Origin of the sequence: Lutimaribacter marinistellae (assembly GCF_042648365.1) — a bacterium.
In the GTDB taxonomy this organism is placed as follows: domain Bacteria; phylum Pseudomonadota; class Alphaproteobacteria; order Rhodobacterales; family Rhodobacteraceae; genus Lutimaribacter_A; species Lutimaribacter_A marinistellae.
This window is the reverse complement of the sequence record NZ_JBHRXI010000017.1, coordinates 41,936-66,599: the sequence shown is the minus strand read 5'-3', so window position 1 is coordinate 66,599 and position 24,664 is coordinate 41,936. Positions and strand designations below refer to the sequence as shown.

23 protein-coding genes and 1 tRNA gene are annotated in these 24,664 nt (G+C 60.1%); 5 read left to right on the top strand and 19 right to left on the bottom strand.

What is annotated here, in order from left to right:
* Positions 1-42 precede the first annotated feature (42 nt).
* On the bottom strand, positions 43-1,863 hold the full coding sequence (locus tag ACFORG_RS16770) for an ABC transporter transmembrane domain-containing protein (protein ID WP_386736685.1): 1,821 nt from the start codon (positions 1,861-1,863) through the stop codon (positions 43-45).
* Between the two features lie 238 nt (positions 1,864-2,101).
* Positions 2,102-2,175 (bottom strand) — tRNA-Gly (locus ACFORG_RS16765).
* A gap of 102 nt (positions 2,176-2,277) precedes the next feature.
* Here ACFORG_RS16765 and ACFORG_RS16760 point away from each other — a divergent pair.
* The gene (locus tag ACFORG_RS16760) at positions 2,278-3,507 is read left to right on the top strand and encodes a lytic murein transglycosylase (protein ID WP_386737037.1); all 1,230 of its coding nucleotides are present in this window, start codon (positions 2,278-2,280) and stop codon (positions 3,505-3,507) included.
* Positions 3,508-3,515: 8 nt separating this feature from the next.
* On the opposite strand, the gene ACFORG_RS16755 is transcribed toward ACFORG_RS16760, so the two are convergent.
* The 4 genes from ACFORG_RS16755 to ectA are packed head-to-tail and all read right to left on the bottom strand — an operon-like array spanning position 3,516 to position 7,216.
* Positions 3,516-4,937, bottom strand: coding sequence for an aspartate kinase (locus tag ACFORG_RS16755; protein WP_386736684.1), 1,422 nt, complete (start codon positions 4,935-4,937; stop codon positions 3,516-3,518).
* Between the two features lies 1 nt (position 4,938).
* The gene (locus tag ACFORG_RS16750; protein ID WP_386736683.1) at positions 4,939-5,340 is read right to left on the bottom strand and encodes an ectoine synthase; all 402 of its coding nucleotides are present in this window, start codon (positions 5,338-5,340) and stop codon (positions 4,939-4,941) included.
* Between the two features lie 5 nt (positions 5,341-5,345).
* Positions 5,346-6,632 (bottom strand): diaminobutyrate--2-oxoglutarate transaminase, encoded by a 1,287-nt coding sequence (gene ectB / locus ACFORG_RS16745; RefSeq protein WP_386736682.1) that lies wholly within the window; start codon positions 6,630-6,632, stop codon positions 5,346-5,348.
* Positions 6,633-6,685: 53 nt separating this feature from the next.
* Positions 6,686-7,216, bottom strand: a complete 531-nt coding sequence (gene ectA, locus ACFORG_RS16740; protein ID WP_386736681.1) for a diaminobutyrate acetyltransferase — start codon at positions 7,214-7,216, stop codon at positions 6,686-6,688.
* A 223-nt stretch (positions 7,217-7,439) separates the two neighbouring features.
* Between ectA and ACFORG_RS16735 the strand changes: the two genes are divergently transcribed.
* Complete coding sequence (locus tag ACFORG_RS16735; RefSeq protein ID WP_386736680.1) at positions 7,440-7,919, top strand: MarR family winged helix-turn-helix transcriptional regulator; 480 nt, start codon at positions 7,440-7,442, stop codon at positions 7,917-7,919.
* Here the strand turns inward: ACFORG_RS16735 and ACFORG_RS16730 are convergent.
* The 7 genes from ACFORG_RS16730 to ACFORG_RS16700 all read right to left on the bottom strand — a co-directional run bounded on the left by ACFORG_RS16730 (position 7,916) and on the right by ACFORG_RS16700 (position 15,656).
* Positions 7,916-8,266: a RidA family protein gene (locus ACFORG_RS16730; protein ID WP_386736679.1), complete on the bottom strand. Its 351-nt coding sequence runs from the start codon at positions 8,264-8,266 to the stop codon at positions 7,916-7,918. The genes ACFORG_RS16735 and ACFORG_RS16730 overlap by 4 nt on opposite strands.
* Positions 8,267-8,297: 31 nt before the next feature.
* Positions 8,298-8,999 (bottom strand): ABC transporter ATP-binding protein, encoded by a 702-nt coding sequence (locus ACFORG_RS16725; protein ID WP_386736678.1) that lies wholly within the window; start codon positions 8,997-8,999, stop codon positions 8,298-8,300.
* Between the two features lies 1 nt (position 9,000).
* Complete coding sequence (locus ACFORG_RS16720) at positions 9,001-9,747, bottom strand: ABC transporter ATP-binding protein (protein WP_386736677.1); 747 nt, start codon at positions 9,745-9,747, stop codon at positions 9,001-9,003.
* Complete coding sequence (locus ACFORG_RS16715; protein WP_386736676.1) at positions 9,744-10,700, bottom strand: branched-chain amino acid ABC transporter permease; 957 nt, start codon at positions 10,698-10,700, stop codon at positions 9,744-9,746. Before ACFORG_RS16715 ends, ACFORG_RS16720 begins: the two co-directional genes overlap by 4 nt.
* On the bottom strand, positions 10,700-11,623 hold the full coding sequence (locus tag ACFORG_RS16710; RefSeq protein WP_386736675.1) for a branched-chain amino acid ABC transporter permease: 924 nt from the start codon (positions 11,621-11,623) through the stop codon (positions 10,700-10,702). The genes ACFORG_RS16715 and ACFORG_RS16710 overlap by 1 nt, the downstream gene beginning before the upstream one ends.
* Before the next feature lie 73 nt (positions 11,624-11,696).
* Positions 11,697-12,878 carry an ABC transporter substrate-binding protein gene (locus ACFORG_RS16705; RefSeq protein ID WP_386736674.1) on the bottom strand — a complete coding sequence of 394 codons (1,182 nt, stop codon included), beginning with the start codon at positions 12,876-12,878 and terminating at the stop codon, positions 11,697-11,699.
* 81 nt (positions 12,879-12,959) lie between these two features.
* On the bottom strand, positions 12,960-15,656 hold the full coding sequence (locus tag ACFORG_RS16700) for a benzoate-CoA ligase family protein (RefSeq protein WP_386736673.1): 2,697 nt from the start codon (positions 15,654-15,656) through the stop codon (positions 12,960-12,962).
* A gap of 89 nt (positions 15,657-15,745) precedes the next feature.
* Between ACFORG_RS16700 and ACFORG_RS16695 the strand changes: the two genes are divergently transcribed.
* The 3 genes from ACFORG_RS16695 to ACFORG_RS16685 all read left to right on the top strand — a co-directional run bounded on the left by ACFORG_RS16695 (position 15,746) and on the right by ACFORG_RS16685 (position 18,766).
* Positions 15,746-16,153, top strand: a complete 408-nt coding sequence (locus ACFORG_RS16695; protein WP_386736672.1) for an acyl-CoA thioesterase — start codon at positions 15,746-15,748, stop codon at positions 16,151-16,153.
* Positions 16,110-16,901: an IclR family transcriptional regulator gene (locus ACFORG_RS16690; RefSeq protein ID WP_386736671.1), complete on the top strand. Its 792-nt coding sequence runs from the start codon at positions 16,110-16,112 to the stop codon at positions 16,899-16,901. The genes ACFORG_RS16695 and ACFORG_RS16690 overlap by 44 nt, the downstream gene beginning before the upstream one ends.
* 86 nt (positions 16,902-16,987) lie before the next feature.
* Positions 16,988-18,766, top strand: coding sequence for a M10 family metallopeptidase (locus ACFORG_RS16685; protein ID WP_386736670.1), 1,779 nt, complete (start codon positions 16,988-16,990; stop codon positions 18,764-18,766).
* Positions 18,767-18,799: 33 nt separating this feature from the next.
* On the opposite strand, the gene ACFORG_RS16680 is transcribed toward ACFORG_RS16685, so the two are convergent.
* From ACFORG_RS16680 to ACFORG_RS16655, 6 genes are all read right to left on the bottom strand, one after another.
* A complete protein-coding gene (locus ACFORG_RS16680; protein ID WP_386736669.1) occupies positions 18,800-19,612 on the bottom strand; it encodes a metallophosphoesterase family protein in 813 nt (270 codons plus the stop codon).
* On the bottom strand, positions 19,609-20,400 hold the full coding sequence (locus tag ACFORG_RS16675) for an ATP-binding cassette domain-containing protein (protein WP_386736668.1): 792 nt from the start codon (positions 20,398-20,400) through the stop codon (positions 19,609-19,611). The genes ACFORG_RS16680 and ACFORG_RS16675 overlap by 4 nt, the downstream gene beginning before the upstream one ends.
* Positions 20,397-21,350 (bottom strand): ABC transporter ATP-binding protein, encoded by a 954-nt coding sequence (locus ACFORG_RS16670; protein ID WP_386736667.1) that lies wholly within the window; start codon positions 21,348-21,350, stop codon positions 20,397-20,399. The genes ACFORG_RS16675 and ACFORG_RS16670 overlap by 4 nt, the downstream gene beginning before the upstream one ends.
* Positions 21,347-22,168, bottom strand: coding sequence for an ABC transporter permease (locus ACFORG_RS16665; protein ID WP_386736666.1), 822 nt, complete (start codon positions 22,166-22,168; stop codon positions 21,347-21,349). Before ACFORG_RS16665 ends, ACFORG_RS16670 begins: the two co-directional genes overlap by 4 nt.
* The gene (locus tag ACFORG_RS16660) at positions 22,165-23,112 is read right to left on the bottom strand and encodes an ABC transporter permease (RefSeq protein ID WP_386736665.1); all 948 of its coding nucleotides are present in this window, start codon (positions 23,110-23,112) and stop codon (positions 22,165-22,167) included. Before ACFORG_RS16660 ends, ACFORG_RS16665 begins: the two co-directional genes overlap by 4 nt.
* 61 nt (positions 23,113-23,173) lie before the next feature.
* The gene (locus tag ACFORG_RS16655) at positions 23,174-24,652 is read right to left on the bottom strand and encodes an ABC transporter substrate-binding protein (RefSeq protein ID WP_386736664.1); all 1,479 of its coding nucleotides are present in this window, start codon (positions 24,650-24,652) and stop codon (positions 23,174-23,176) included.
* Between the last annotated feature and the right edge of the window lie 12 nt (positions 24,653-24,664).

Sequence of the window (24,664 nt, the reverse complement as noted above, 5' to 3'; positions counted from 1 at the left end):
AGAATGACGCTGCGGCGAAAGACCAAGTGCCGGGGCGTCATCCTATTCTGCGGCGACGCCATCGGTGAACTGGAGCCGCGCAAGACGGGCATAAAGCCCGCCCTGCCCGACCAGTTCGTCATGCGTGCCCTGAGCAACGATCCGGCCAGCATCCATGACCACGATACGGTCGGCTTTCTTGACCGTCGCCAGTCGGTGCGCAACGATCAGCGTCGTGCGCCCGGCACTCAACTCGTCCACTGCCTGCTGGACAGCCCGTTCGCTTTCCGCATCCAGTGCTGAGGTGGCCTCGTCCAGCAACAGGACCGGAGCATCGCGGAGGATGGCCCGTGCGATGGCGATACGTTGCTTCTGACCGCCAGAAAGCATCACGCCGCGCTCGCCAACATAGGCATCGTACCCATCTGGCAAGGCGCTGATGAAATCATGCGCGGCTGCGGCACGCGCCGCCGCTTCGACCTCTGCATCGGTCGCATCGGGCCGACCAAAACGAATGTTTTCTCGTGCGGTCGCAGCAAAAATGACGGGATCCTGAGGAACGAGCGCGACATGCTGGCGGAAATCTCCCCGGGCTACCTGCCGCAGATCTACCCCGTCCAGTGTCACGCGCCCGGCCTCGGGATCGTAAAACCGCAGGATCATCTGAATTACCGTCGTTTTGCCTGCCCCCGAAGGTCCGACGAACGCCACCGTTTCACCAGGCACGACGCTGAGGCTCAGGCCGTCGAGGGCGACCGTCTCGGGGCGCGAGGGATAACGGAACGTCACATCCTCGAACCCGATGGCGCCCTGCACCGGTCGGGACAAGGTGCGCGGCGTGGAGGGGTCAAGGACCGTGTCGTCCACGGCCAGCAGTTCGACCAGCCGCTCGGTGGCACCCGCCGCACGCTGCAATTCGGCCATGATCTCGGACAAGGCCGCGACCGAACCCGCCATGATCACCGAGTAAATCACGAACTGGATCAGCGTGCCTTCGGTCATGGTCCCGGCGCGCACCGCATTGGCTCCCATCCACAGAACGCCGACGATCCCGGCGAAGACAAGAAAGATGACGATGACCGTCAGCACGGCCCGGGTCCGGATACGACGCACGGAGACATTGTAAGACGTTTCGGTAATGTCTCCGAACCGCGAACGGCTCGCCGCTTCGTGGGTAAAGGCCTGCACCGTCTGAACCGCGCTCAAGGCTTCTCCTGCGTTCCCGGAAGACGCCGCAATCCAGTCCTGGTTTTCTCTGCTGATCTTGCGCAGCCGGCGTCCGAGGATGAGGATCGGCACCACGACCAGAGGGATGATCAGCAAAACCATTCCCGTCAGCTTGGCCGAGGTCAGAAGCATCAGCACAAGCCCGCCGACAAACATCAACGCGTTACGAAGTGCGATCGACACGGACGATCCCAGAACCGACTGGATCAGTGTCGTGTCAGTGGTGATCCGGCTCAACACTTCACCGGTCATGATGCGCTCGTAAAACTCGGGACTCATGCCGATGACGCGGTTGAACACGGCTTTGCGGATGTCGGCAACGACACGTTCACCCAGCCGGGTCACCAGCGCGTAGCGGATACCGGTGCCGGCGGCCAGCACGGCGGCGATGCCCAGCGCGGCGAGGAAGTACTGGTCCAGCAAGGTGCCGTCTTCGATCCGGAAGTGATCCACGACACGACGGACGGCCAGCGGCAGGGTCAGGGTCATTGCCGCCGTCAGCACCAATGCCAGCAACGCCCCCGCCATCATCAGCTTGTAAGGGCGCATGAATGGCCACAGCGCCTTGAGGACACCGATCTTGCGCGACCGCGCCCGGTCTTCGGTCGCGCCCGGTGCGCCGGGTTGTGCGGTGCGCGCGGTCGTGGATCGTGCCATGTCGTTCCTTCGCAAGCTCATTGGTCCCCGGCGCGGTTGCGGCGGTCGGGCTGTTTCATGACCCCCGAAGCCGAAAGGGTCAAGCGCCGTAGACCTTTGACCGCTGGATTCGGATGATTTGACGCGCGTGCGAAAGCGAGGAACAACGGCTGAGCAGCCAAGCGCAGCCCCAACCGACGCCAGAACGGTGACGGCAGACATCATCTATTGGTTATGGGTGAAAGGGCTTGAGGTTTTTTGGAGCGGGTAGACGGAATCGAACCGACATACACAGCTTGGAAGGCTGGTGCATTACCATTATGCTATACCCGCTCGGGTCTCGATTGGGTAATTCATCGCGATCCTATCGTCAACCGCAATCGGCGCATAGTTTGCACCGATCTTCCGATCCTTCAGGAGCTTGCCTTGGTGGTCATTCGTGCCCTCTGCCTGTTCGTTGCACTTGCCTTGGCACTGCCCGCCAATGCCCAGAATCGTCAGAAGGTGGAAACACAGTTTCGCGCCTGGCTGGAGCAGACGGTATGGCCGCGCGCCCGGTCCGAAGGCGTTTCGCGCGACACCTTTGAAAAGGCCTTCAAAGGCGTTCACTTGAACTGGAAACTGCCTGACCTCGTTCCTCCCGGAACGAAACCGCAAACGCCCAAGCGACAAAGTCAGGCCGAATTCGGGTCACCAGCCAAGTATTTCAGTCAGGGATCGGTCAATGGCGCGACTTCGGTCGGCCGGCAGATGGCCCGGCGGCATGCCGGTACGCTGGCGCGCGCCGAAGAACAGACGGGCGTGCCCGGGCGCATCATTCTGGGTATCTGGGGACGTGAAAGCGGCTATGGCCGAGTTGCGATACCTCACGATGCTTTTCAGGTTCTCGGCACCAAGGGCTTCATGAGCACGCGCGCGCCCTACTTCACCGATCAGCTGATTGCCGCGTTGCGCATTGCCGAAGCCGGACACAAACCCGCACGCGGCATGAAAAGCAGCTGGGCCGGGGCACTGGGGCAACCACAATTCATGCCGACGAGTTTTCTGGATTATGCCGCTGACGGAGATGGTGACGGGCGTGCTGATATCTGGGGATCCGAAGCCGACACGATCGCGTCGATCGCTCGCTACCTTGACGAACATGGCTGGGTGAGCGGGCGCGATTGGGGCTTCGAGGTGAACGTGCCCCAGAGTGTCTCCTGCACGTTGGAGGGGCCGGATCAGGGTCGCAATATTGCGGACTGGGAGACAATGGGGATTTCACGCGTCTCGGGCCGCCCCTTTCCCGAGCATGAACGCAGGGGCAAGGGCTATTTGCTGATGCCGGCGGGACGGAATGGTCCGGCCTTTATCGTCACCCCGAACTTCTATGTCCTCAAGGACTACAACATGAGCGACCTCTACGCCCTTTTCGTTGGTCATGTAGGAGACAGAATCGAATTCGGCGTCGGCGGGTTCAGTGCCACTTGGGGAAACGTGGGCGGACTCTACCGCTCGGACGTTGCGGTCATGCAAAGGGCTTTGGAACGGATGGGCCACGACGTGGGCGGGGCAGACGGCTTGCCGGGCTTCAAAACACGCCGTTCGATTGGACGCTGGCAAGAGGCCAATGGCCGTGCCGCGACCTGTTTCCCGGAGGCCGGCATGAAAACCGCCCTCCGGTAGTCTCGGGATCACGCGACCAGTGCGTAGCTTTCCTTGGTCGCGTCACCGAAAAAAACATCGTGCAAACCTTTGATCGCATCGCCTCGTTCATTTCGCTCGATGATGAACTGGGTCTCGACGTTGCGCAGGCCTTGGGAGGCACCAAGCGGCTCGATGCTGGCCTGCGACAGGGCCTGCAGACCGCGGGATTGCACGGACAAGCCACTCAGGTCGCGCCCGATTACCGACACCAGTGCGAGCTTGCGTGTGGCGATCTCGGCCTGCGGATAGATCTGCGACAGGTCGTTCTCGACCCTGCGCAAGACCTTGAGCGAGGCATCCACGTAATGCGTGATCGTGTTGGCGTTCGAAACCTTGGACACGATCCGCACGTCGTGACGGCGCAAAACCTCGAGAATGGCAGCGTCGTACCCTTTGACCCCGACCATGTCCTGCTCGAACAGTTCCAGCGCGATGATGTCAAGACCGGTCACGATCTCTACGCCCGGCGCCGCGGCCGGCTGATCGTCGATCAGGGTGCCGGGGTGATCCGGTTCGAACGCATTGGCTACGCGAAGGCGCACTCCGGCCTGGCGCAGCGTCTTGGCCGCCGAAGGATGAATAGCCTCCATCCCAAGATTGGCCATCTGGTCCGCCACGTCATAATTGGTATGACCCAGCGTACGCACTGCATCCGGGCCGACAAGTTTCGGATCTGCCGAGGACAGGTGGAATTCCTTGTGAATGATCGCCTCGTCAGCGCCGGTTTGCGCAGCCAACTGGGAAAACGTCACCTCGGAATAACCGCGGTCGTACCCGCGCATCAGACCTTCGCTGCACTGCGCATAGCCCGTGACGATCGGCATCTCGTTCTGCAGGTCGATCCCCTGCATGGCGGAGCCGATCCGCTCGTCCAGCGTCATTTCGGTCTCGTCACGCCACCCGGACAGATCCACGAGACGCGCATTCACACCGGCGCGCTGCAAAAGAAGGGTCGCGACAAAGGCAGAATGTGCCTCCCCCAGACCCGACAACAGCTCACGGATATGCAGCAAATGCTCGTTCAGGCGGAAATGGCCGTAGGAGCACAGGCGCTGAAGATCGATCAGGCAATTCCGCGCCCCTTCGATCCGCTCCTGCACAAAAGCAGACGCTTGGGCCACGTCGCCGGGATTGTCGAGTACGCCCTCATGCGCCTCGGTCATCGCCTTGGCGACACGGTTGAGCGCCTCGTGCCAGCCGAAATCATCGTCAGCGTTGGCGAACCGGGCATAGACACCCGCCTCACCCGTCTTCTTGTGCTCCAAGAGCAAGTTCGTGATGCCGCCAAAGGCCGAAACGACGAAAACGCGACCGTAATCCGGCTTGCCTTTCCTGATGAACAGGGTGTCCTTAAGTTCATTCAGGCGGGACATGGATGTCCCGCCGATCTTTTCTACCGTATGAGCCATATCAGGCCTCCAGTTCCTCCGGCGCGGCGTAAGAGCCATCCTCGCGGTGCACTTCGTTGCCCGATACGGGCGGGTTGAAGCAGCACGCCATCACGAGTTCCTCGTCAGCCTTCAGCCGGTGCCGGTCGTGCTTGTCGAGCGCATACATGACGCCGGGTTTGATCTCATGCGTCTCGCCAGTGGCAAGATCAGTGATCGAACCGCTGCCCTGCATGCAGTAAACGCTCTCGAAATGGTTCTTGTACTCGAAAACGTGCTCAGAACCTGCGTCAAGGAAGGTGATGTGGAACGAGAAACCCATCCCGTCCCCGGCAAGCAGCATACGCACGCTTGTCCAGTTGGCATCCGATACCACCCGATCGCGTTCGCTTTCTACGATCTTGTTGAAATCTCTTACGATCATTGCCGTTACTCCGCTGCGATCTTGTTGGCACCGGTCACCTCGGCGGCGGCGGCGATTAGGATGTCCAGACCCCTGCGCAGGGTCTCGTCGGGGGTCGTGAGCGGCGCGAGGATCTTTATGACCTCGTCGTCAGAGCCGGAGGTCTCGACGATCAGACCATTTTCAAAGGCCTTGGCGCAGATCTCACCAGCCAGTTCACCGGTCCCGACATCAACGCCGCGCATCATTCCGCGTCCTTTAAGGTAGGCACCGTCGACCATGCTGGCGATTGCCTCGAGCCCTTCTTCGACGATCTTCGCACGGCGGGTGATGTCACCCAGAAAGGCGTCATCGGCCCAGAACTTCTCGATGGCGACACGCGCGGTGACAAATGCATGGGTGTTGCCGCGGAACGTTCCGTTGTGTTCGGCAGGTCCCATGACATCTTCGTCCGGGCGGACAAGGACCAGCCCCATCGGCAAACCAAAGCCCGAGATCGACTTGGCCATTGTCACGATGTCGGGCATGACATCCATACCATCGAAGGAGAAGAAACCTCCCGTGCGACCGCACCCTGCCTGCACATCGTCGATGATCAACAGCGCGCCATGCTCTTTTGCAAGCTTTGCAACGCGGGTAATCCATTCGGGCCGCGCGGCGTTCAGCCCGCCCTCGCCCTGAACGGTCTCGAACATGATCGCGGCAGGTGCGTCAAGCCCTGAGGACGCGTCGTTCAGCATCGCCTCAAGCAGGTCGGCCGTATCGACGTCTTCGCCCATGTAACCATCGAAAGGCAGACGCGTGACGCCGTTGAGGGACGTGCCAGCACCACCGCGGTGATAGCCGTTGCCGGTAGCGGACAGCGCGCCCTGTGTCACGCCGTGAAAGCCATTCGTAAAGGCAACGACTTCGGTCCGGCCGGTGGACTTCCGTGCGATCTTCATCGCGGCCTCGACAGCGTTGGCCCCCGTCGGACCAGTGAACATCATCTTGTGATCCATGCCGCGCGGCTTGAGAATGTGTGTCTCGAACGCCTGGATGAACGCCTTTTTGGTATCGGTATGCAGGTCGAGACCATGCGCGATACCATCGGCGCTCAGGTGCTCGATCAATGCAAGCTTCATGTCGGTGTCGTTATGCCCGTAGTTGAGCGACGAGCAGCCTGCCAGAAAGTCGATATAAGTGCGGCCCTTGGCGTCCGTGATCTCGGAGCCGCGAGCGGAGGTGAAGACGGTATCGAAGCCTCGGCAATAGCTGCGGGCTTCGGATTCGCGTCGGGCAAAAAGTGCGGTATCGGAGAGTTTCGTAGACATACGACCTCTTTTCAGAATTGTGGAATTCGTGATGGATGGAGCCGGTCGGGTGCTCAGGCAGCCCTTGCCAGTTCCTCGGCAACCTTGATGGTCACGAGGTTCTCGGTCTTGTGCCGATTCCGGAAATGGAGCGATTGGGTGTAGTAGGGTTGCACGTCCAGCTTGCTGCCCTGGATGCGACCGAACTTCCGGAACAGCGCCCAGGACGCGTCATTATCGCCGGTGATCGTGGTCTGGAGCCGCTGAACGTCATCACAAACATCGCGCTCAAGAATGCTTTGCAACATCAAAGTACCAAGACCCATGCCGCGAGCGTCCTCGCCGACGGCGACTTGCCACACGAACAGCGTTTCCGGGTCGTTCGGCATGACGTAAGCCGAAATCCAGCCGACGACTTTTCCGTTCAACTCGGCCACTACACAAGTGTCTGCAAAGTGATCGCACTGGATCATGTTGCAATACATGGAGTTTTCGTCGAGCGGCTTGCACGCGCGCACCAATTCCCAGATCGCCGCACCATCCTCGGCACTCGGTGGCCGCAGGTTGGGCAGGGAAGTGTTCATGAGGTCGCGCGGGTGTTGCATGGATCAGGCTCCAGTTTGCTTACTTCGGACATCTAAATACGGCGGCGCAGCAGGTATTTCAACAGGCTAAATAAAACTTCACACAAGATCGTGCATATTCGCACAAGAATGCGCTATTAGCGTCGAATGCGGGGTTCTTGGAGGTTAGACAAACAAAGCAAATTGATCTTGCCCACCGCATGAATAGCTATATATTTGCGGAGTTTTTCTGCACCGAGGCATCATGGATCGAGTTGACAGCAGTTTGATCGCATTGCGCAGGATTCTGCGCGCCACCGAACTATTCGGGCGCGACCTGAAAAAAGCAGCCGGCGTTACCGCCGCTCAGTTTCGCGTCTTGCAGATCATCGCCGAGTCAGGCCAGGCAACAGCCAAGGAAATATCCACGCGCATGCGGGTTTCCCAGGCCACGGTCACGTCGCTTGTCGACAAGTTGGTCCGCGAGGGAATGGTGGTACGAGAGAAATCCGTTCGCGATCGGCGGCAGACGGATATTCATATCACTGAAAGAGGGCGTCAGACACTGATCGACGCACCCGACCCTTTGCAGCAAAAGTTCGTGCGAAAATTCTCGTCACTTGAAGACTGGGAACAATCCATGCTTGTCGCCAGCCTTGAGCGTGTTGCCGGTATGCTCGACGCTGACGACATGGATGCCTCGCCGGTTCTTGATTCCGGCGATTTCAAACAGGCGACCGATTAGCCGCGCGCGGCCATGACGATGAGTTCGACCCGGAAATCAGGAGTGGCGAGTTTCGCCTCACCGCAGGCCCGCGCCGGTGCATGACCCTCGGGTACCCAAGCATCCCACACCGCGTTCATCTCGGCGAAATCAGCCATGTCGGCAAGCCAGATCGTGCACTGCAGGATGCGCGTCCGATCACTCCCTGCTTCGGCGAGCAGCTTGTCGATCTTGTCGAGACAATCCTGCGTCTGTTGCGCGACACTCGCCGCGGGCGTTCCAACCTGACCAGCGAGGTAGATCGTGTCGCCGTGGATGACGATCTGGCTCATACGCTGACCGGTATGGTGGCGGGTGATGTCTGACATCGATGAAACTCCTTGACGGGTTGATGGGCGTTCAGAAGCCTAGGTAATTCTTGCGTGCCTCGTTATCGGCCTGCAGGGCGGCACTGTCACCCTGCCAAACCACTTCACCGCGTTGAACGATGAAATGGCGGTCGGCGATGCGCATGAGGTCATGCAGGTTCTTGTCCACCACGAGGATCGAGGTGCCCTGTTCGCGGATACTGCTCAGCGCCGCCCAGATCTTGCGGCGTACAAGCGGTGCAAGGCCCTCGGTCGCTTCGTCGAGGATCAACAGGCGGGGATTGGTCATGAGCGCCCGCCCGATTGCCAGCATCTGCTGCTCGCCCCCCGACAGTAGGTTCCCCATCGAACCGATGCGCTGCTCAAGCTCGGGAAACAGGGCGAAGACTTTTTCGACTGTCCATGGGTCTGGGCGATCGAGATGGTTGCTCGCAGTCGCGACGAGGTTCTCGCGCAGCGTGAGATTGGGAAAAATCTGACGCCCCTCCGGCACCAGACCGAGGCCCAAGTTGGCAATGCGGAAACTCGACTGCCCGCGCAGCTCCTTACCATCGAACGTGATCGAGCCGCCCTGCGCAGGGACGATGCCCATGATCGAATTGATGGTCGTCGTCTTACCCATGCCATTGCGACCGAGAAGGGTCGCGACTTGCCCAGCCTCGAGCGCAAGCGACATTCCGAACAGGGCCTGACTGGTCCCGTAGAAGGTGGTGACGTCTTTCAGTTCAAGCATGTCACGCCTCCTCGCCGAGATAGGCATGCTGAACTGCGTCGTTTTCGCGGATTTCGCTCGGCGTGCCGGTAGCGATGATGTGACCATAGACAAGAACGGATATCCTGTCGGCGAGAGCAAAAACCGCATCCATGTCATGCTCGATCAGCAGGATCGTATGCTTGCCCTTCAACGCGCGCAGCAACTCGATCATCTCGGTCGATTCCTGCGCCCCGAGTCCGGCCATGGGCTCGTCCAGCAGCATCAAATCGGCCTCCGAGGCCAAGGCGATCGCGATCTCCATTCGGCGGTGCTCACCATGCGACAGCGCGGCCGTTGGCGCATCGGCTTTCTCCAGCAATCCGACGCGATCCAAAAGCGCCCTGCCCCGCTCGCGCAGCGAGTGGGCGGACCGTGCGGGGCGCAAGAAGCGAAACGAATGACCATCGCGGGCCTGCAACGCGAGCGCGACATTGTCGAGGACACTCATCTGCATGATCAGCGACGTGATCTGGAAACTGCGCGCGATGCCAAGGTGCGGGCGTTTGTGCGCCGCCATGCCAGTAATGTCCTGACCTTTGAAGCGAACCGTGCCACTATCTGGGAACTGCATCCCGGTGAGCTGGCTGATCAGTGTCGTCTTGCCGGCACCGTTCGGCCCGATCACCGCGTGCAATTCGCCTTGTTCCACCGAAAGCGACAGGTTGTCGGTGGCCTTGATGCCACCAAAGCTCTTGTTCAAGCCGCTTATGTCAAGAAGAACGCTCATTTGCGCCCTCCACGGTTGGTGAACATGCCGACCAACCCGCCACGAGCGAACAGAACCACTCCGATCAACATGAGGCCAAACGGAAGGTGCCAGTAGATCGTCCAGGACGATAGAACCTCTTCCAGAACGATGAAGGCGACCGCGCCTAGAACCGGGCCGACGGTCGTGGCAAAGCCACCGAGGATCACCATGAACATCAGTTCACCAGACCGGGACCAATCCATCATCTCGGGGCTGATGAAGGTCGTGAAGTTGCCCAGCAAGGCCCCTGCATATCCGGCCATGGCGCCCGAGATCACGTAGGCGACCAGCCGGTAGGCATAAATGTTGTAGCCTAGCGATATCATTCGCTCTTCGTTGCCTTTGGCCCCTTGCAGCACCATGCCGAAGCGGGAATTGACGATCATCCGAACCAGCAACATCGCGACCACGAGCGAGACGTAGGACAGGAAATACAGCTGAAGCGGGTCGTCGAGGTTGATCAAGGGAAACTCGGATCGCGTGTCGATCACCAGACCGTCATCGCCGCCATATTCCTCGATCGAAACGATAAGGTAATAGATCATCTGGGCAAAGGCCATGGTGATCATGATGAAATAAACGCCGCGTGTACGCAGGCAGACGAGGCCGGTCAGAAAAGCAAAGAGTGCACTGACACCAACGGCAAGTGCGATCTGCACCCAGCCGTTCGTCGTCGCGATTGCATCCATGCCACCATATAGCCAGTGATAGGCTGGGATGCCCACCGCATAAGCTCCGAGCCCGACAAAGGCTGCGTGGCCAAATGAGACAAGACCGCCGTAGCCGAGGATCAGGTTGAGGCTCACGGCCGCGATCCCAAGGATCACCAACCGCGAGGCGAGATCGAGGTAGAACGCGTTCGCATACCAATAGAGAAGCGGCGGCACTACGGCGAGCACCACCATCACGACAACAGTCAATCCGGACCGCATCAGCGCACCTTCGGCGGAAAGAGGCCCTGCGGACGCAAGGCAAGAACGCAGGCCATAATAATATAGATCAGCATGGCCGATACGGCGGGGGCCGAGGTTTCGGCAGCGGCAGGCGACATCACGATCTTGAACAAGTCATCGAGAAAGCTGCGCCCCAGCGTGTCGATCAACCCGATCAGTAGCGCCGCGATGAAGGCCCCCTTCATCGAACCGATACCGCCCACGATAATGACGACGAACGCGGTGATGATGATGCTGTTTCCCATACCCATCGAGGCCTCGGTGATCGGAGCGATCAGCATGCCGGCCAGACCGGCCAGCGTCGCGCCCAGCGCAAAGACCAGCGAAAACAGCATCTGGATATCGATACCCAGTGCACCGACCATCGTTCGGTTGGACGCCCCGGCGCGGATCAGCATGCCCAAACGGGTATGATTGACTAGCCAGAACAGGCCGCCGGCAGCCGCCAAACCCGCGCCGATGATCACCAGCCGGAACGAGGGAACAACGATCCCGCCCGGCAGCGTGACCTGCCCTTGCAGCCATTCGGGCAAAGGAACCGCGATGCCTGCCGGCCCCCAGATCATGTGCACCAGCGTATCGATCAAAAGGATCAGGCCGAAGGTTGCCAACACATGATCGAGATGGTCACGGGTATAAAGCGGACGGGCCACGAACCGCTCAACGAGGTACCCAATGAATGCCACGACCGGAAGCGCGGCCAGAACCGCCCATAGGAAATTGCCCAGAAAGAAGGTGAAGCTTGCACAGATGAACGCGCCCACCATGTATAGCGCGGCATGAGCGAGGTTCACGAAATCGAGGATGCCAAAGACCAACGTCAGCCCGGAGGCGACGAGAAACAGCAGCAACCCCAACTGAACACCGTTCAGGGTCTGGATGACGAAGAGGGACAGGTCCAAGAAATCGGCTCCGCTCGGAAAAAAGACCCGACCGGGTCGGTAACCCGGTCGGGCAGCATTGCGTGGGGTCGGATCAGTTCAGCTTGCACTCGGCGGCAAAGCTGTCCTGGTGGTTTTCGAACACCGTCTCGACGACCTTGGTTGTCCAGGTGCCGTCAGCATCCTCTACGACCTCGCGAAGATAGAAGTTCTGGATCGGCAGGTTGTTGTTGCCATAGGAATACTCGCCGCGAACCGAGCCGTAATCGGCTTCTTTCATCGCGGCACGGATACCGTCCATATTCGACAGGTCGCCACCAACCGCCTCGACCGCGTCTGCGATCATCATGATCGCGTCATAGGACTGGGCCGCGTAGAACGACGGATACGTGCCATGTTTCGCTTTGAAATCGCTGACGAACTTCATGTTCGCCTCGTTGTCGAGCGTCGGATCCCATTCCTGCGTGGTACGCGAGCCCAACACCGCCTCGAACCCGGCTTCCTGAAGTTTGGGCAAGGAGATCGCGTCGACCGTGAAGACCGAGTAGAGCGGCAAGACATCTTTCAGTCCCGCCTGCTGGTACTGCTTGATGAACGCGCCACCTGCTGCACCGGGATAAAAGACGAAAATACCATCTGCCCCTGATGCCTTGGCCTTGGCCAGTTCCGCGGAGAAGTCCAGCTGCGCATCGGCGCCCCATTTCGTCAGGTCCTTGCCCAGGATCTCGCCCTTGAAGGTCCGTTCGACACCGGCGACCATATCCTTGCCCGCGGCATAGTTGGGCGCCATGATGTAGAGCGAGTTCACGCCCTGGCGGTTCAGTACCTCCCCCATGGCCATGGGGGTCTGGTCGTTTTGCCAGGAAGTCGAGAAAAAGTTTTCGTGGCACAGCTTGCCGGCCATCTGGCTAGGTCCGGCATTCGCCGAGATCAGGAACTTGCCTGCATCCAGAACGGATTTCCGCGACGCGAGCAGGACGTGGCTCCAGATGTAGCCGGCGACGAAATCCACGTCATCCTGCTTGACCAGCTTGTCGGTCACCTGTTTGCCGGTCTCGGGCGCGAAACCATCATCGCCATAGATCACTTCGATATCGAGATCACCGGCCTTGCCGCCAAGATGCTCGACCGCCAGATCCACGGCGTTCTTCATGTCGTTGCCGATCACGGCCGCACCGGTTGTCAGTGTGGTGACAAAGCCGATCTTCACGCTTTCCGCCCATGCCGGGACCGACACAAGGCTCGCGGCCACGGCCGCGGTAACGAATTTCTTCATATCTTCCTCCCATTCGCGGGCTATGGCCCGTCATTTTGATATCTCTTGTGTCGGCATATCAGCATGAGTTGCCAGCGCTTATCAACTGCCGGTTTGCCGGAGCGCCTGCCGATCGATCTTTCCCGTGCCGGTCTTGGGCAGTTCGGCGACGAATTCCACCAGTCGAGGGTACTTGAAGGGTTGAAGTCGGTGTTTCACGAAATCCTGCAGTTCCCTCGTCGTCTCGCGTCCTTTCTCTCCTCGCAAGGCCACCACGGCGCGCAGTGTCATGCGCCGGTCGGGCAATTGATGGGCAAGAACGGCGCATTCACGAACCTCGGGATGTTCATTCAGACAGCGCTCGACCTCCAATGGCCAGACCCACTGCCCGGACACCTTGATCAGGTCGTCCGCACGACCCTGGAAATAGAAGTATCCGTCGCGCTCGACGAACCGATCCCCGGTATGGATCCAGTCGCCGCGCATGGTTTCGGCGGTCTTGTCAGGACGGTTCCAATAGCAGGGCGCCGAAGAATGACCGCGTACTTCCATCACGCCCTCTTCACCGGGCGGCACAACGTCTCCATCCGGCGACAGAAGCCTGACCTCGTATCCCGGCACCGGTGCACCCGCCGCACCGTATCGATGATCCCCGACCCGGTTCGACAGGTAGACGTGCAACATCTCGGTCGAGCCCAGACCCTCGGTCGGGCCATGCCCGGCAAGACGCTTCCACGCCAGGTGTATCTCCTCAGAAAGGATTTCAGCAGCGGACATGGATTGCCGCAGGCTGGACAAGTCGCGCGCGCCTGCCCCTTCGGAATGGGCCAGCGCGGTGTATAGCGTCGGCAAGCCGAAAAAGACGGTTGGACGATAAGCCTCGATCAGATCGAAAACTCCGGCGGGGCTTGGTTGGCCAGGCATTAGCAGGGTCGTCGCGCCGATTGAGAAGGGAAAGGTGATCGCATTGCCGAAGCCGTAGGCGAAATAGATCTTGGGGACAGAAAAACAGACGTCATCGGGGCGCAGGCGCAGAACATGGTGGCCAAAACTCTCATGCGTGTAAGCCATGTCGTGATGCAGGTGAACGATCCCCTTGGGCTTGCCCGTCGACCCCGAGGAGTACATCCAAAACGCCATGTCGTCGGGTCCGGTGTCGGCGCATGGCAGATCCTCGGGCTGACCCGACAGAAAATCGGCGCTGTCCCGGCAGCCCAGTGCCGTGCCGTTCACCCCTACGAGCGTTTCCACAGCCTGCGCGGCAAACCGGTCGGCAAGCCCTGCCTCGCACAGCGCGACCCGCGCCCCGCTGTCACGCAGGAAGTATGCCAGCGTTTCCGTACCAGTCTGGATGTTGAGAAGAACCGGCACAAAGCCTGCCCGCACCGCACCAAAGAACGCAGCAACGAAGATGGGGCTGTCATCGAGAAAGAATGCGATCCGTTCACCGCGCTCCAGCCCGTGTGCAAGGAAAGCGTTTCCCCATCTCGCTGCCATACGGCAAAGTTGGGCGTAGGTCACTGTGCCGCCCGGTCCGATCAGGGCAGTTTTGTCGGGGTTCCTTTCCAGGTTGTCCCACAGGACCGCCGAGCAGTTCGGATGGGCGGATCGGTCGAAATCGATCTCAACCGCTCCCGGTGCATCATCGGCAACGGGATCGATTATCGCAGGCTTTCGCTCTTCATAGGCAGCCATGAAACCTGGCGCCATCTTGCGCAACCTGTCCATGTCGACCCTGCCGGACCGGGTAATGTAGTCGAAGGCGAAGTCGAGCGGCGACTGACGCATTCTGTCCCCGAACGTTTCGTACCATTGCGCCGACGTATTGGCCGCATCGACGATCTTCTTGGCAACGGGGCTGCGTTCTGACTGGTATGCTTCCAGGGCGTCGCCCCAGTCCGCATGCCTTTCGAGCGCGGACACCAACGCAATGGCGTCCTCCATCGCAAGGCGTGTCCCCGATCCGATTGAAAAATGTGCCGTATGTGCTGCGTCGCCCAGAAGGACGTGGCGGCCGTTCACCCATCGGTCGCACCAAAGCCGGGGAAACTGACGCCATTGCGACTTGTTCGTAAGCAGGGGTGCGCCCTCAAGTACTTCGGAAAACAAATCAGCGCATCGCTCGGCGCTTTGCGCTTCGTCCATCTCGGCAAACCCGAGCGCGCGATACGTTTCGGGATTGCACTCCACGATGAAGGTGCTCGCTTCGGGGCTGTAGCGATAATGATGAGCGTTGAGGGGCCCCGCCTCGGTTTCGATGAAGGTCTGCGTCAGGGTGTCAAAGGTGCGAGGCGTTCCAAACCATGCGAACCGGTTCGAGAAATGATCAACCCTTTCCCCGAAAGCCTCGGGCATCGTGCGACGCACCAGCGAGTTCAGCCCGTCAGCGCCAACGACCAAGTCGGCGCCAAGCGCCTCCAGATCGCTGACACGCTGGCCGAACACCATGTCGACACCGAGCCGATGGGCGCGGTCAGTCAGCAATTCGATCAGTTTCAACCGACCGATCGCGGAAAAGCCGATGCCATCAAGGGTGACCGCGCCTCCCGGATGGTTGAGCACCATATTCTGCCACTGCTCCATACGCGGCGTGATGAGATCATGCGTCTCGGGGTCGTCGGCCTTGAGAAAGCCCAGCGCCTGATCCGAAAAGACGACGCCGAAACCGAAAGTCGCTCCCCGGGGGTTCTGCTCGATCAAACGGAGACGCAGATGTGGCATTCGTCGCCGGAGCAGTATCGCCGTGTACAGACCAGCGGGACCGCCGCCCAGGATGTCGACGCTTTGCAAGCGGCCCATTATCCCCTCCCCGGCACTCGACACGCACACGCATCAGTGTTATCGACTTTTCCGAATGTCGCAATACATTTTGCAATACGGAAAAGCTCGTGGCCGTTCATACCTATCGTCACCAAACCAGTTTCGGCGACTGCGACCCCGCAGGCATCGTGTATTATCCCAATATCTGCAAATGGCTCGACGCGACCTTTCACGATTGGATTCGCCAACATGGCGGGCATTCAGTCTTGTGCGAAAAGATCGGGTCCGTCGGCCTCGGCCTGATGGAGGTTCGCGTCAAATTCCGCTCGCCCATACGAGATGGCGACGCGTTGGACATCGTCCTCGCCCGTTGCGACTGGTCAGCAAAAAGCCTTTCGGTGCATTACGCGGTCATGAATGGCGAACGGGTGTGCGCCGAAGGGATCGAAACCCGCGGTGTTTTTGTCGATCGCGACGGGCGGATGGCCGCAGGTGACACTAACGCGTTGCGCGCCATACTGGACAATGACCGATAGCCGGCGCGAGGGCGGCGGCCTGAGTTCGCTGGACGCAGCACTCGAGGTTCTTCGTGCGATGGCGAAGCGATCCGGCCCCGTCTCCTTGTCCGATCTTGCGCGGGAATGTTCCATGCCGGTGAGCAAGGTGCATCGATACCTTGCCTCTTTTCTGGTCGCAGGGATGGTGACCCAAGCAGGCAAGTCCGGAAAATACGACCTTGGACCGGGCGCCGTGAAACTGGGGCTAGCGGCGATTGGACGCAACGATTTCGTGAACCATGCCGCGGACGGCTTGCACGAACTCGCGGATGCAACAGGCATGAGCGCGCTTCTGTCGGTTTGGGGTGATCGCGGTGCCACAGTCGTACGCTGGGAAAGGGCCGCGACGCCGACCGTAACGTCCATGGGCCTTGGTACGGTGATGCCATTGCTGGGCTCTGCCACCGGGCGCGCATTTCTTGCTTGGGCACCACGGGCGCCTTTGACTGGCCTGCTAAATGACGAATTGGCCCAAGCTCAGGAAACGACATCTGACGAAGTGGATGCCTTGGTAAAGGATATCCGTAGGAAAGGTTTTGCAAGCGTCGAAGGGCTGTTTATCCCGGGTCTCGTTGCGATGGCGGCACCGATCCTCGACTGGCAGGATGAGGCTCAGGCCGTGGTGACACTTATCGGGACTGATCCAAGATCAATCCGTGAGAGCGCACAAGAAAGCGTGGAACTCGTCGATTACTGCAGGTCGATTTCGATCTCTTCAGGAGATTGAGAGCGGGCACAGATGACGAACAGTCGGAAAGCTGCTTGAATGCAGTAGCACTTGCTTGGTGATTTTCCTCTTGTGGGGTCGACATCATGCCCATACCTGTTGCGCCGACGGGCGAGCCCGAAATTGATGGTATTCTGTGGGGTTGGAAGTGGGACAGCCCGCACTTGACAGTCAGCTTTCCCTCGGAAATCCGTGCATATTCCGGCTACAACACGGTCGAGAACTTCTCGCCATTCACGCAGATCGAAGCGGAACAGATCTTCGACCTGGTCCTCGCACACTTGAGCACTTTCACCGGCCTGACCTTTACCCATGATCCTTCGGATGGGGGCGACCTGCGGTTCGCACAGGCTTCGGGGATAGATTACGGACCGGAACATTTCGTACCGGGTCTGCACGCACCCGGCGGAATCGGTTCAGCCGAAGCCAATCCACCCGACCCCAACCTGATCGGTGCGCATGCGGTGGGCGATAACTGGTTCACCACGGGGCAGTATCGGCCCTCCCTCCTCGGATCGTTCCATCATGCTGCCGGCCTTTTGCATGAAGTGGGTCATGCACTGGGCCTCAAGCATGGGCATGCGACACAAACCTGGTCGCACGACGCCAGCGTGACGTTACCGGCTCTTCCGGCTGAACAGGACAGCCAAGAATTCTCGGTCATGACATATCGCGGCTATGTCGGGGGTCCCTTGAACGGTGCGTCGGGCGAAGAAGAGTATCCTTGGACCTACATGTTGAACGACATGGCTGCTCTTCAACATATGTACGGCGCGAACTTTGGCGGCGGGTCCAATAACGGCGACAGTACCTATCGGTTCGATCCGAACACCGGCGAAATGTCGGTTGATGGCCTCGGGTTCGGCGCGCCCTATGGTGCGAAGATCTTGCTTACCATTTGGGATGGTGGAGGCGAGGATCGCTACGACTTTTCGAATTACGATCAGGATCAGAGCATCGACCTAAGGCCCGGTGCCTTTTCGACATTTTCCATGCCGCAGCTCGCGAACTTGGCGAACGGACCGGAAGAGGATGCCAAGCTCGCACGAGGTAACGTTGCCAACCCATATCTCTATCAAGGTGACCTGCGCTCATTGATCGAGCATGTCGATACCGGTGGGGGAAACGACACCATAGCCGGAAACCAGGCCGGAAATCACATCCGCTCAGGCGCAGGACATGATGTGCTTTGGGGCGGCGATGGCGAGGACAGGCTGATCGGGGCCTCTGGCGACGATGTCATTGACGGCGGAACAGGCACCGACACGGTGAATGGCGGCGATGGCAATGACAGCCTGATTGGCGGGCCAGCGGATACAGACCTTCGTGATATTATCTTCGGCGGCGCGGGTGATGATCGCGCGGATGGTGGCGGTGGCAATGATCTGATTTATGGTCAAGAGGGCCACGATACGCTATCAGGCGGCTATGGCTCGGATGAGTTGCAAGGCCAGTCAGGAAATGACGTGATATCCGGCGGCGCGCTTTCGGATCTGATTTTCGGAGGAGACGGTGCCGATTTCGTGAATGGTGGATTTGGCCATGATCGCATCAATGGCGGCAATGGGGGCGATCGCTTTTTCCATCTTGGGATTCTTGATCACGGTTCGGACTGGGTGCAGGATTTCAATACCGCAGAGGGCGATGCGCTCTTCTTTGGTTCCACCGCGACGTCCAAGGATTTTCAGGTCAACCTGGCCCACACGGCAACACTTGATGGCGACCGAGCAGGCGACGACGCGGCGAGAGAAGCTTTCGTCATTTATCGACCCACTGGCCAAATCATCTGGGCTTTGATCGATGGCGAGGCACAGGCATCGATCAGCCTGCAACTGGCGGGCGAAGTTTTTGACTTGCTGGCGTGATTGAGGCAGCCGGCCAGTTCCTTCCTCCGGATGTCAGGAAAACGCGCGCAGGCGGTCAACCGAAATCTCCTTGATCAAGCGCGGCTCGGCAAGCGGAACAAAGGTTGTCTGCAAGCCCGATGGTAACAGGTCACAAATCGCAAATCCCGTTCCTTCGACCACTGCAAGCGCGTCTGTACGCGTGAGGTCGACCGTCGATTGCTGCCCCATGGTCACCACGAGGGGTACGCCATGCCACATCGCCACACGGTTCATGTGCACATGTCCCGACAGTACCGCCAACACGCTGCGTCCCTCTAACAGAGAGGCGAGACGATCCGTGCTGTGTTGATCCAGGGTGGCCCAGGCAAAGTTGCGCGAAGGGTCAAGGCGCGGAGGATGGTGAATCGCGACTAGCTTAGGCAGGTCAGGATTACGCCCCAACATTTCGGCGGCCCGCTCGATCTGTTCGTCGTCCAGCGCGCCGCTCACCCTGCCGGGAACCGAACTGTCCAAGGCCACAACATGCACGCCGCCCAGTACTGCGTCATGATCGACCGGTCCATCCGGGGCGGCGTGGTGGCCGGGGAAAACGGAATGCCACCCGGCGCGGCGATCATGATTGCCCAGCGTCATGTGTACCGGGATGTCAAATCCCTCGAAACGCTCGGCAAGGAGGCGATAGCTTGCCTCGTCGCCGACGTTGGTCAGATCCCCTGATGCGACAATGAAGTCAGGTCTCGGATCCAAACGAAGGGCAACTTCGATCAGACGGTCGAGAGCGGCGACGGTATCGGTCTGGCGTGTCGCGTCATTCGTCTGCGGCGCGCTAACATGAAGGTCGGTGACGTGGAGGAAGCGTGTCATCGGGTCTCTTTCGTGGCTAGTGCCGCCGACGGTGCAACCTGCGCGGCGGCGATCAGTGTCTGGGTGTAATCCGCGCCCGGTTCGGCCAAAATGCGCTGAGCCGGACCATGTTCGATCGTCTTGCCGTTCCGCAATACGATGAGGTCGTCGCAGAGGCTGGACACAACGGCGAGGTCGTGGCTGATAAACAGCATTGCCATGCCGAACGCGTCCTGCAGGTCCATCAGCAGGTTCAGGATCTGCGCCCGCACCGACACATCGAGGGCGGAAACGGCCTCGTCCGCGACCAGCAGGCGTGGGCGCGTGATGATCGCTCGCGCGATTGCGATCCGCTGGCGCTGTCCGCCCGAGAACTCGTGCGGGTAACGCGCGCCGTCCGCCGCCGACAATCCGACCCGCGACAGGGCTTCCTCGGTTTCGGTCCGCGTATCACTCTTACCCAAGGCGCGAAGCGGTTGCGCTACGGACCAGCCGACCGGGCGACGCGGGTCAAGCGAACCGAACGGGTCCTGAAACACCATTTGCAGCGCGCCGCGCCGACCCTTTTGGTCAAGCTCCTTGCCGTTCAAACGAATGCGGCCCGCATCGGGTGTTTCGAACCCCATGACCAGCCGCGCCAGCGTGGTTTTGCCAGACCCGCTTTCACCTACGACGCCCAATGTGCGGCCCGCACCGAGTGCAAAGCTGACCTGATCCAGTGCAACCAAAGGAGGTTCCGGCCGGAGCACCTGTTTGCGGGGACGCGGATATCGACGGGTCAGACGCTCGACTTCCAGCAAGACGGTCATCGGGCCTCTCCTACCAAGTGGCAGGCCGCACTCCGCCCTACCCCGGTTTCGCGTTCGTCGGGGCGGACATCTGCGCAGCGCGGCAGCTCCACCGCACAGCGCCCCGAAAACCGGCATCCTCGGGGAAGTTGCATCAACCCCGGGACCGACCCGGGTATCACGGGCAGGCGTTCGCGCAGGTGACCCGCTGCCAGCGGCGGACGCGCGGATAGCAGACCCTTCGTGTAGGGATGACGCGGATCGGCAAGGATGTCGGCGGTCGCTCCACGTTCCACGATTTCTCCGCCGTACATAACCACCAATTCCTCAGCCGTTCGTGCGACCGCCGCGAGATCGTGGCTGATGAACATCAGGGCCATTCCGCGATTTCGGGCCAATCGCACAAGCAAATCCGTGATCCTGAGAGCGACGTGAGCGTCGAGCGCTGTGGTCGGTTCATCCGCGATAAGAAGCGACGGATCGCAGGCCAGCGCCAGCGCTATCAGCACGCGCTGACGCTGCCCACCGGACAGTTCGTGAGGGTATTGGCGAAGCTTTGCAGCCGGGTCCTGAATGCCGGTTTCCTCGAAAAGCGCCAATGCGCGTGCACGGGCTGTCGCGCGATCCATTCCCATATGACGACGAAGAGGCTCCATCACCGTGTCGCCAACCCGGCGCAGCGGGTTCAGCGCGGCCAATGGTTCCTGAAAGATCATCGCTATGCTGCGCGCACGCAGACCTCGCCATTCACGTTCGGATGCGCGCGCCATGTCGCGACCGTTGACATGCAATTCGCCGGTCAGTCGCGCGGCATCGGGCAACATACCCATCAATGCAAGCCCCAACATCGACTTGCCGCAGCCCGACTCTCCAACGACTCCCAACCGCTGCCCTGCCTCCAAACGGATCGAGATCTCGCGCAGCGCAGTTGCCGAACCGAAATTGACGGTGATGTTTCGGGCGTCAATCATGCGCGCGCCCTCGTCAGTCGGGGATCGGTGATGTCCCGCAACCCGTCGCCCAACAGGCCAAAGCCCAAGACAGCGACGATGATGCAAAGCCCCGGATAGATGGCCAGTTCGGGCGCGAGATACATCAGGGTCTGCGCCTCTGCCAGCATCCGCCCCCACGACGGCATCGGAGGTTGGGCGCCGAGGCCAAGATAGCTCAGCGCCGCTTCGGCGAGGATGGCAACGGCAAATTCGATCGTCGCCTGCACGATAATCGGGGCCGCGATGTTGGGAAGCACGTGATCAATGGTCAGGCGCAAGCGCCCCAGACCGGCAACTTGTCCCGCCAGTACAAAGTCGCGCGTCCAGACCTGGTTTGCAGCCCCCCTCGCGACGCGCGCAAAAATCGGGATGTTGATGAAAGCGATGGCGAGAATTGCGTTGGTCAGTGACGGGCCAAATGCCGCCGCCAGCATGATCGCAAACAGCAGCGCCGGAAAGGCAAACCCCAGATCGGCCAATCGCATCACAAGGGTCTCGATCCACCCTCCCCAGGCCGACGCTGCGAGGCCGAGCGCGGTGCCAATTGTTCCACCGATACCGACAGCCACGAACGCCACGGTGAGCGAGTTGACCGAGGCCGCCATCAACAAGCTGACGACATCGCGGCCAAGCTGGTCGGTTCCCAACCAATGTGCCGGCGATGGCGGCTGAAATTTCTGCGAGATCGCCAATTGCGTGACGTCATATGGCGTCCAGAACAACGACACTGCAGCGACGGCCGTCATGACCCCCACAAGCACCGCACCCAAACGCAGGTTCACATGTCGTTTGTTCATGCCAGCCGTCCCTTCAAGCGAGGATCGATCAGCGCGTAGATGACATCGACGAGAAAATTCGCCGTCACTACAATGGCCGCAAACATCACGACGAGCGCTTGAACCGTGAAGAGATCGCGGTTCGCGATGGACTGGAACACCAAACGGCCCAAACCCGGCAGGTAGAACACGTTCTCGATCACGATTGTCCCAGTCACGACGCCTGCGACCTGCATTCCCACGATCGTCACGATTGGGACGAGAGCATTGGGCAGAATGTGCCTGCCCCAGATCCGGCCACGCGGCAAACCGGTCGCGCGTGCCGTCCGAACGAAATCCAGTCGCATCACCTCGAGCGCGGAGGACCGCGTCACCCGTGCCAGCACAGCCGATTGAACAAGCGCCAACGCAACCGTCGGTAGAATCAGGGAACGAAGGGCGAGAAGCGGGTCGTCCCAACCCGGAAAACCTCCGGGCGGAAGCCAGCGCAATTTGACCGCAAAAAGAAGAACCAGAAGGATCGACAGCCAAAATGCCGGCACGGCGATACCGAGTTGGCTGAGAAACATGATGACCCAATCCCCGCTCCGCCCGTGATTGGCCGCCGCGACGACACCGAGGGACACGCCCAACAGGACCGTAAGCAGCATTGCCAGCGCGGCCAGCGACAGGGTCAACGGCAGACGTTCAGCGATCAGTTCCGACACCGGCACGCGAAAGAAGTAACTCGTCCCGAAGTCGCCGCGGACTGCACCCCAGACCCAATCGCCGTACCGCTGCCAGATCGGACGGTCGAGCCCAAGCTCGGCACGAAGAGTCGCGCGTGCATCTTCGGTCGAGTCGATTCCAAGTATCGTGACTGCAGGATCGCCCGGCAGTACGTTCATCACGAGAAAGACGATGATCGAGATCGCGAAGAGCGTCGCCAGAAAGCCGAGGCTTCGCCGAATGAGGAATATTTGCATTACGAAAGCCAGGCCGGCGCGGAACTCCGCCCCGGCCCATATGTCACATTATGCCGCGAAATCACTCGACGGTCACGCCCGCCAGGGGCTGGAACAGGACGGGCGAAGCGGCCCAGAAACCTTCGACGCCGTCACGATACACGCCAAGCTTGGGCAACTGGAACAGGAACGCGTGGACCGCGTTCTCGGCCACGTAGGACTGCGCCTGCTTCAGCATTTCCTCGCGCTTGGCCATGTCGGCTTCGGTCTTGATGCCGTCCCACAGGGCGTCGAAATCGTCTGACTGGAAAGCGTAGAAATACTCGGGTCCCCGCGCGAAATTGCCAAGGTCGTTGGGCGACGTATGCGCGATGATGGTCATGTCGTAGTTCTGCTTCTTGTAGACCTCGTCGATCCAGAAGCCCCATTCGACATTTTCCAGCTTTACGTTCACACCGGCCTCGGCCATCTGTGCCTGTACGATCTCGCCCGAGCGCGTGGCATAGGGAAACGGGGGAACCCGCAAAACAATCTCTTCACCGACGCCGGCCTGCTCGAACATTGATTTGGCCTTGTCGGTGTCATGCGGATACATGCCCGTCAGGTCGACATAGGCGGGCCCGTGCGGGGGATAAAAACTGCCAATTGGTACGGCACGACCATACATGGCCCCGTCGATAATCTCGTTGCGATCGATCGCGTGGCTTACGGCTTGCCGCGCTTCGAGCTTGTCGAAGGGAGCTTTGCCATTGTTGAGTGCGAGGATCACCTCGCCCTCGGTCGATCCCACGACGACCTTGAAACGAGGATCCGCCTCGAACTGGTCAAGCAATTCCGGTGCCGGAAAGCCCGGAAACGCGTCCAGCTCTTCGGCCATCAAAGCGGCGGTTGCCGCCGCCGGATCGGAAATGAAGCGGAACTCGACCTTGTCGATCGCGACGCTGCCGGCATCGCGGTGGTCTTCGAATTTGGCAAGGGTCAGGCGATCCCCCCGCGTCCAGCCGTCGAACCGGAACGGCCCGGTACCAACCGGTTTCGTCGCGGCGTCGGCAACGCTTTCCGTGGCCACGATCGACGCGTCGCCTTGTGCAAGGTTGAACAGCAGAAATGCGTCCTTGCGGCTGAGTTTGACTTCGACCGTTTGCGGGTCGATCACTGTGACACTCTCGATCGGTTCCCAGATTGACTTGGACGGGTTTGTCGAGTCTTCGGCCATCGCGCGATCGAAAGTGAACTTGACATCTTCCGCATCGAAAGCGGTCCCGTCGTGGAAACGGGCATCTTCAACCAAAGTGAAACTGTAGGTCAGCCCGTCCTCGGAAATCTCCCAAGCTTCAGCCAATTGTGGCTGAACCGCGCCGCTTTCATCCACGGTCGTCAAAGACTCGAACACGTTCTGGGCCAGCATCCCGTCAATAGATGCGGTTGCATCCGTGGTCGGGTCCAGAACGGTTGGCTCTTGCTGCAGTCCGATCCGCAGGACTGTTTCAGCTATTGCAGGAGCAGCGAAGGCAGTTGTCGAAAGAAATGCGGCGGCAAGGCCGAGGCGACGGATTTTCATTTTTCATCCCCA

Bases quoted from the DNA above. Each gene is read 5' to 3' on its own strand.
- ACFORG_RS16705 (WP_386736674.1), bottom strand. From the start codon at position 12,878: ATGAAGAAATTCGTTACCGCGGCCGTGGCCGCGAGCCTTGTGTCGGTC.
- ACFORG_RS16680 (WP_386736669.1), bottom strand. From the start codon at position 19,612: ATGACACGCTTCCTCCACGTCACCGACCTTCATGTTAGCGCGCCGCAG.
- ACFORG_RS16700 (WP_386736673.1), bottom strand. From the start codon at position 15,656: ATGGGCCGCTTGCAAAGCGTCGACATCCTGGGCGGCGGTCCCGCTGGT.
- ACFORG_RS16665 (WP_386736666.1), bottom strand. From the start codon at position 22,168: ATGAACAAACGACATGTGAACCTGCGTTTGGGTGCGGTGCTTGTGGGG.
- ACFORG_RS16770 (WP_386736685.1), bottom strand. From the start codon at position 1,863: ATGGCACGATCCACGACCGCGCGCACCGCACAACCCGGCGCACCGGGC.
- ACFORG_RS16715 (WP_386736676.1), bottom strand. From the start codon at position 10,700: ATGCGGTCCGGATTGACTGTTGTCGTGATGGTGGTGCTCGCCGTAGTG.
- ectB (WP_386736682.1), bottom strand. From the start codon at position 6,632: ATGTCTACGAAACTCTCCGATACCGCACTTTTTGCCCGACGCGAATCC.
- ACFORG_RS16725 (WP_386736678.1), bottom strand. From the start codon at position 8,999: ATGCTTGAACTGAAAGACGTCACCACCTTCTACGGGACCAGTCAGGCC.
- ACFORG_RS16660 (WP_386736665.1), bottom strand. From the start codon at position 23,112: ATGCAAATATTCCTCATTCGGCGAAGCCTCGGCTTTCTGGCGACGCTC.
- ACFORG_RS16730 (WP_386736679.1), bottom strand. From the start codon at position 8,266: ATGTCAGACATCACCCGCCACCATACCGGTCAGCGTATGAGCCAGATC.
- ACFORG_RS16720 (WP_386736677.1), bottom strand. From the start codon at position 9,747: ATGAGCGTTCTTCTTGACATAAGCGGCTTGAACAAGAGCTTTGGTGGC.
- ACFORG_RS16670 (WP_386736667.1), bottom strand. From the start codon at position 21,350: ATGATTGACGCCCGAAACATCACCGTCAATTTCGGTTCGGCAACTGCG.
- ectA (WP_386736681.1), bottom strand. From the start codon at position 7,216: ATGCAACACCCGCGCGACCTCATGAACACTTCCCTGCCCAACCTGCGG.
- ACFORG_RS16675 (WP_386736668.1), bottom strand. From the start codon at position 20,400: ATGACCGTCTTGCTGGAAGTCGAGCGTCTGACCCGTCGATATCCGCGT.
- ACFORG_RS16750 (WP_386736683.1), bottom strand. From the start codon at position 5,340: ATGATCGTAAGAGATTTCAACAAGATCGTAGAAAGCGAACGCGATCGG.
- ACFORG_RS16685 (WP_386736670.1), top strand. From the start codon at position 16,988: ATGCCCATACCTGTTGCGCCGACGGGCGAGCCCGAAATTGATGGTATT.
- ACFORG_RS16735 (WP_386736680.1), top strand. From the start codon at position 7,440: ATGGATCGAGTTGACAGCAGTTTGATCGCATTGCGCAGGATTCTGCGC.
- ACFORG_RS16655 (WP_386736664.1), bottom strand. From the start codon at position 24,652: ATGAAAATCCGTCGCCTCGGCCTTGCCGCCGCATTTCTTTCGACAACT.
- ACFORG_RS16755 (WP_386736684.1), bottom strand. From the start codon at position 4,937: ATGGCTCATACGGTAGAAAAGATCGGCGGGACATCCATGTCCCGCCTG.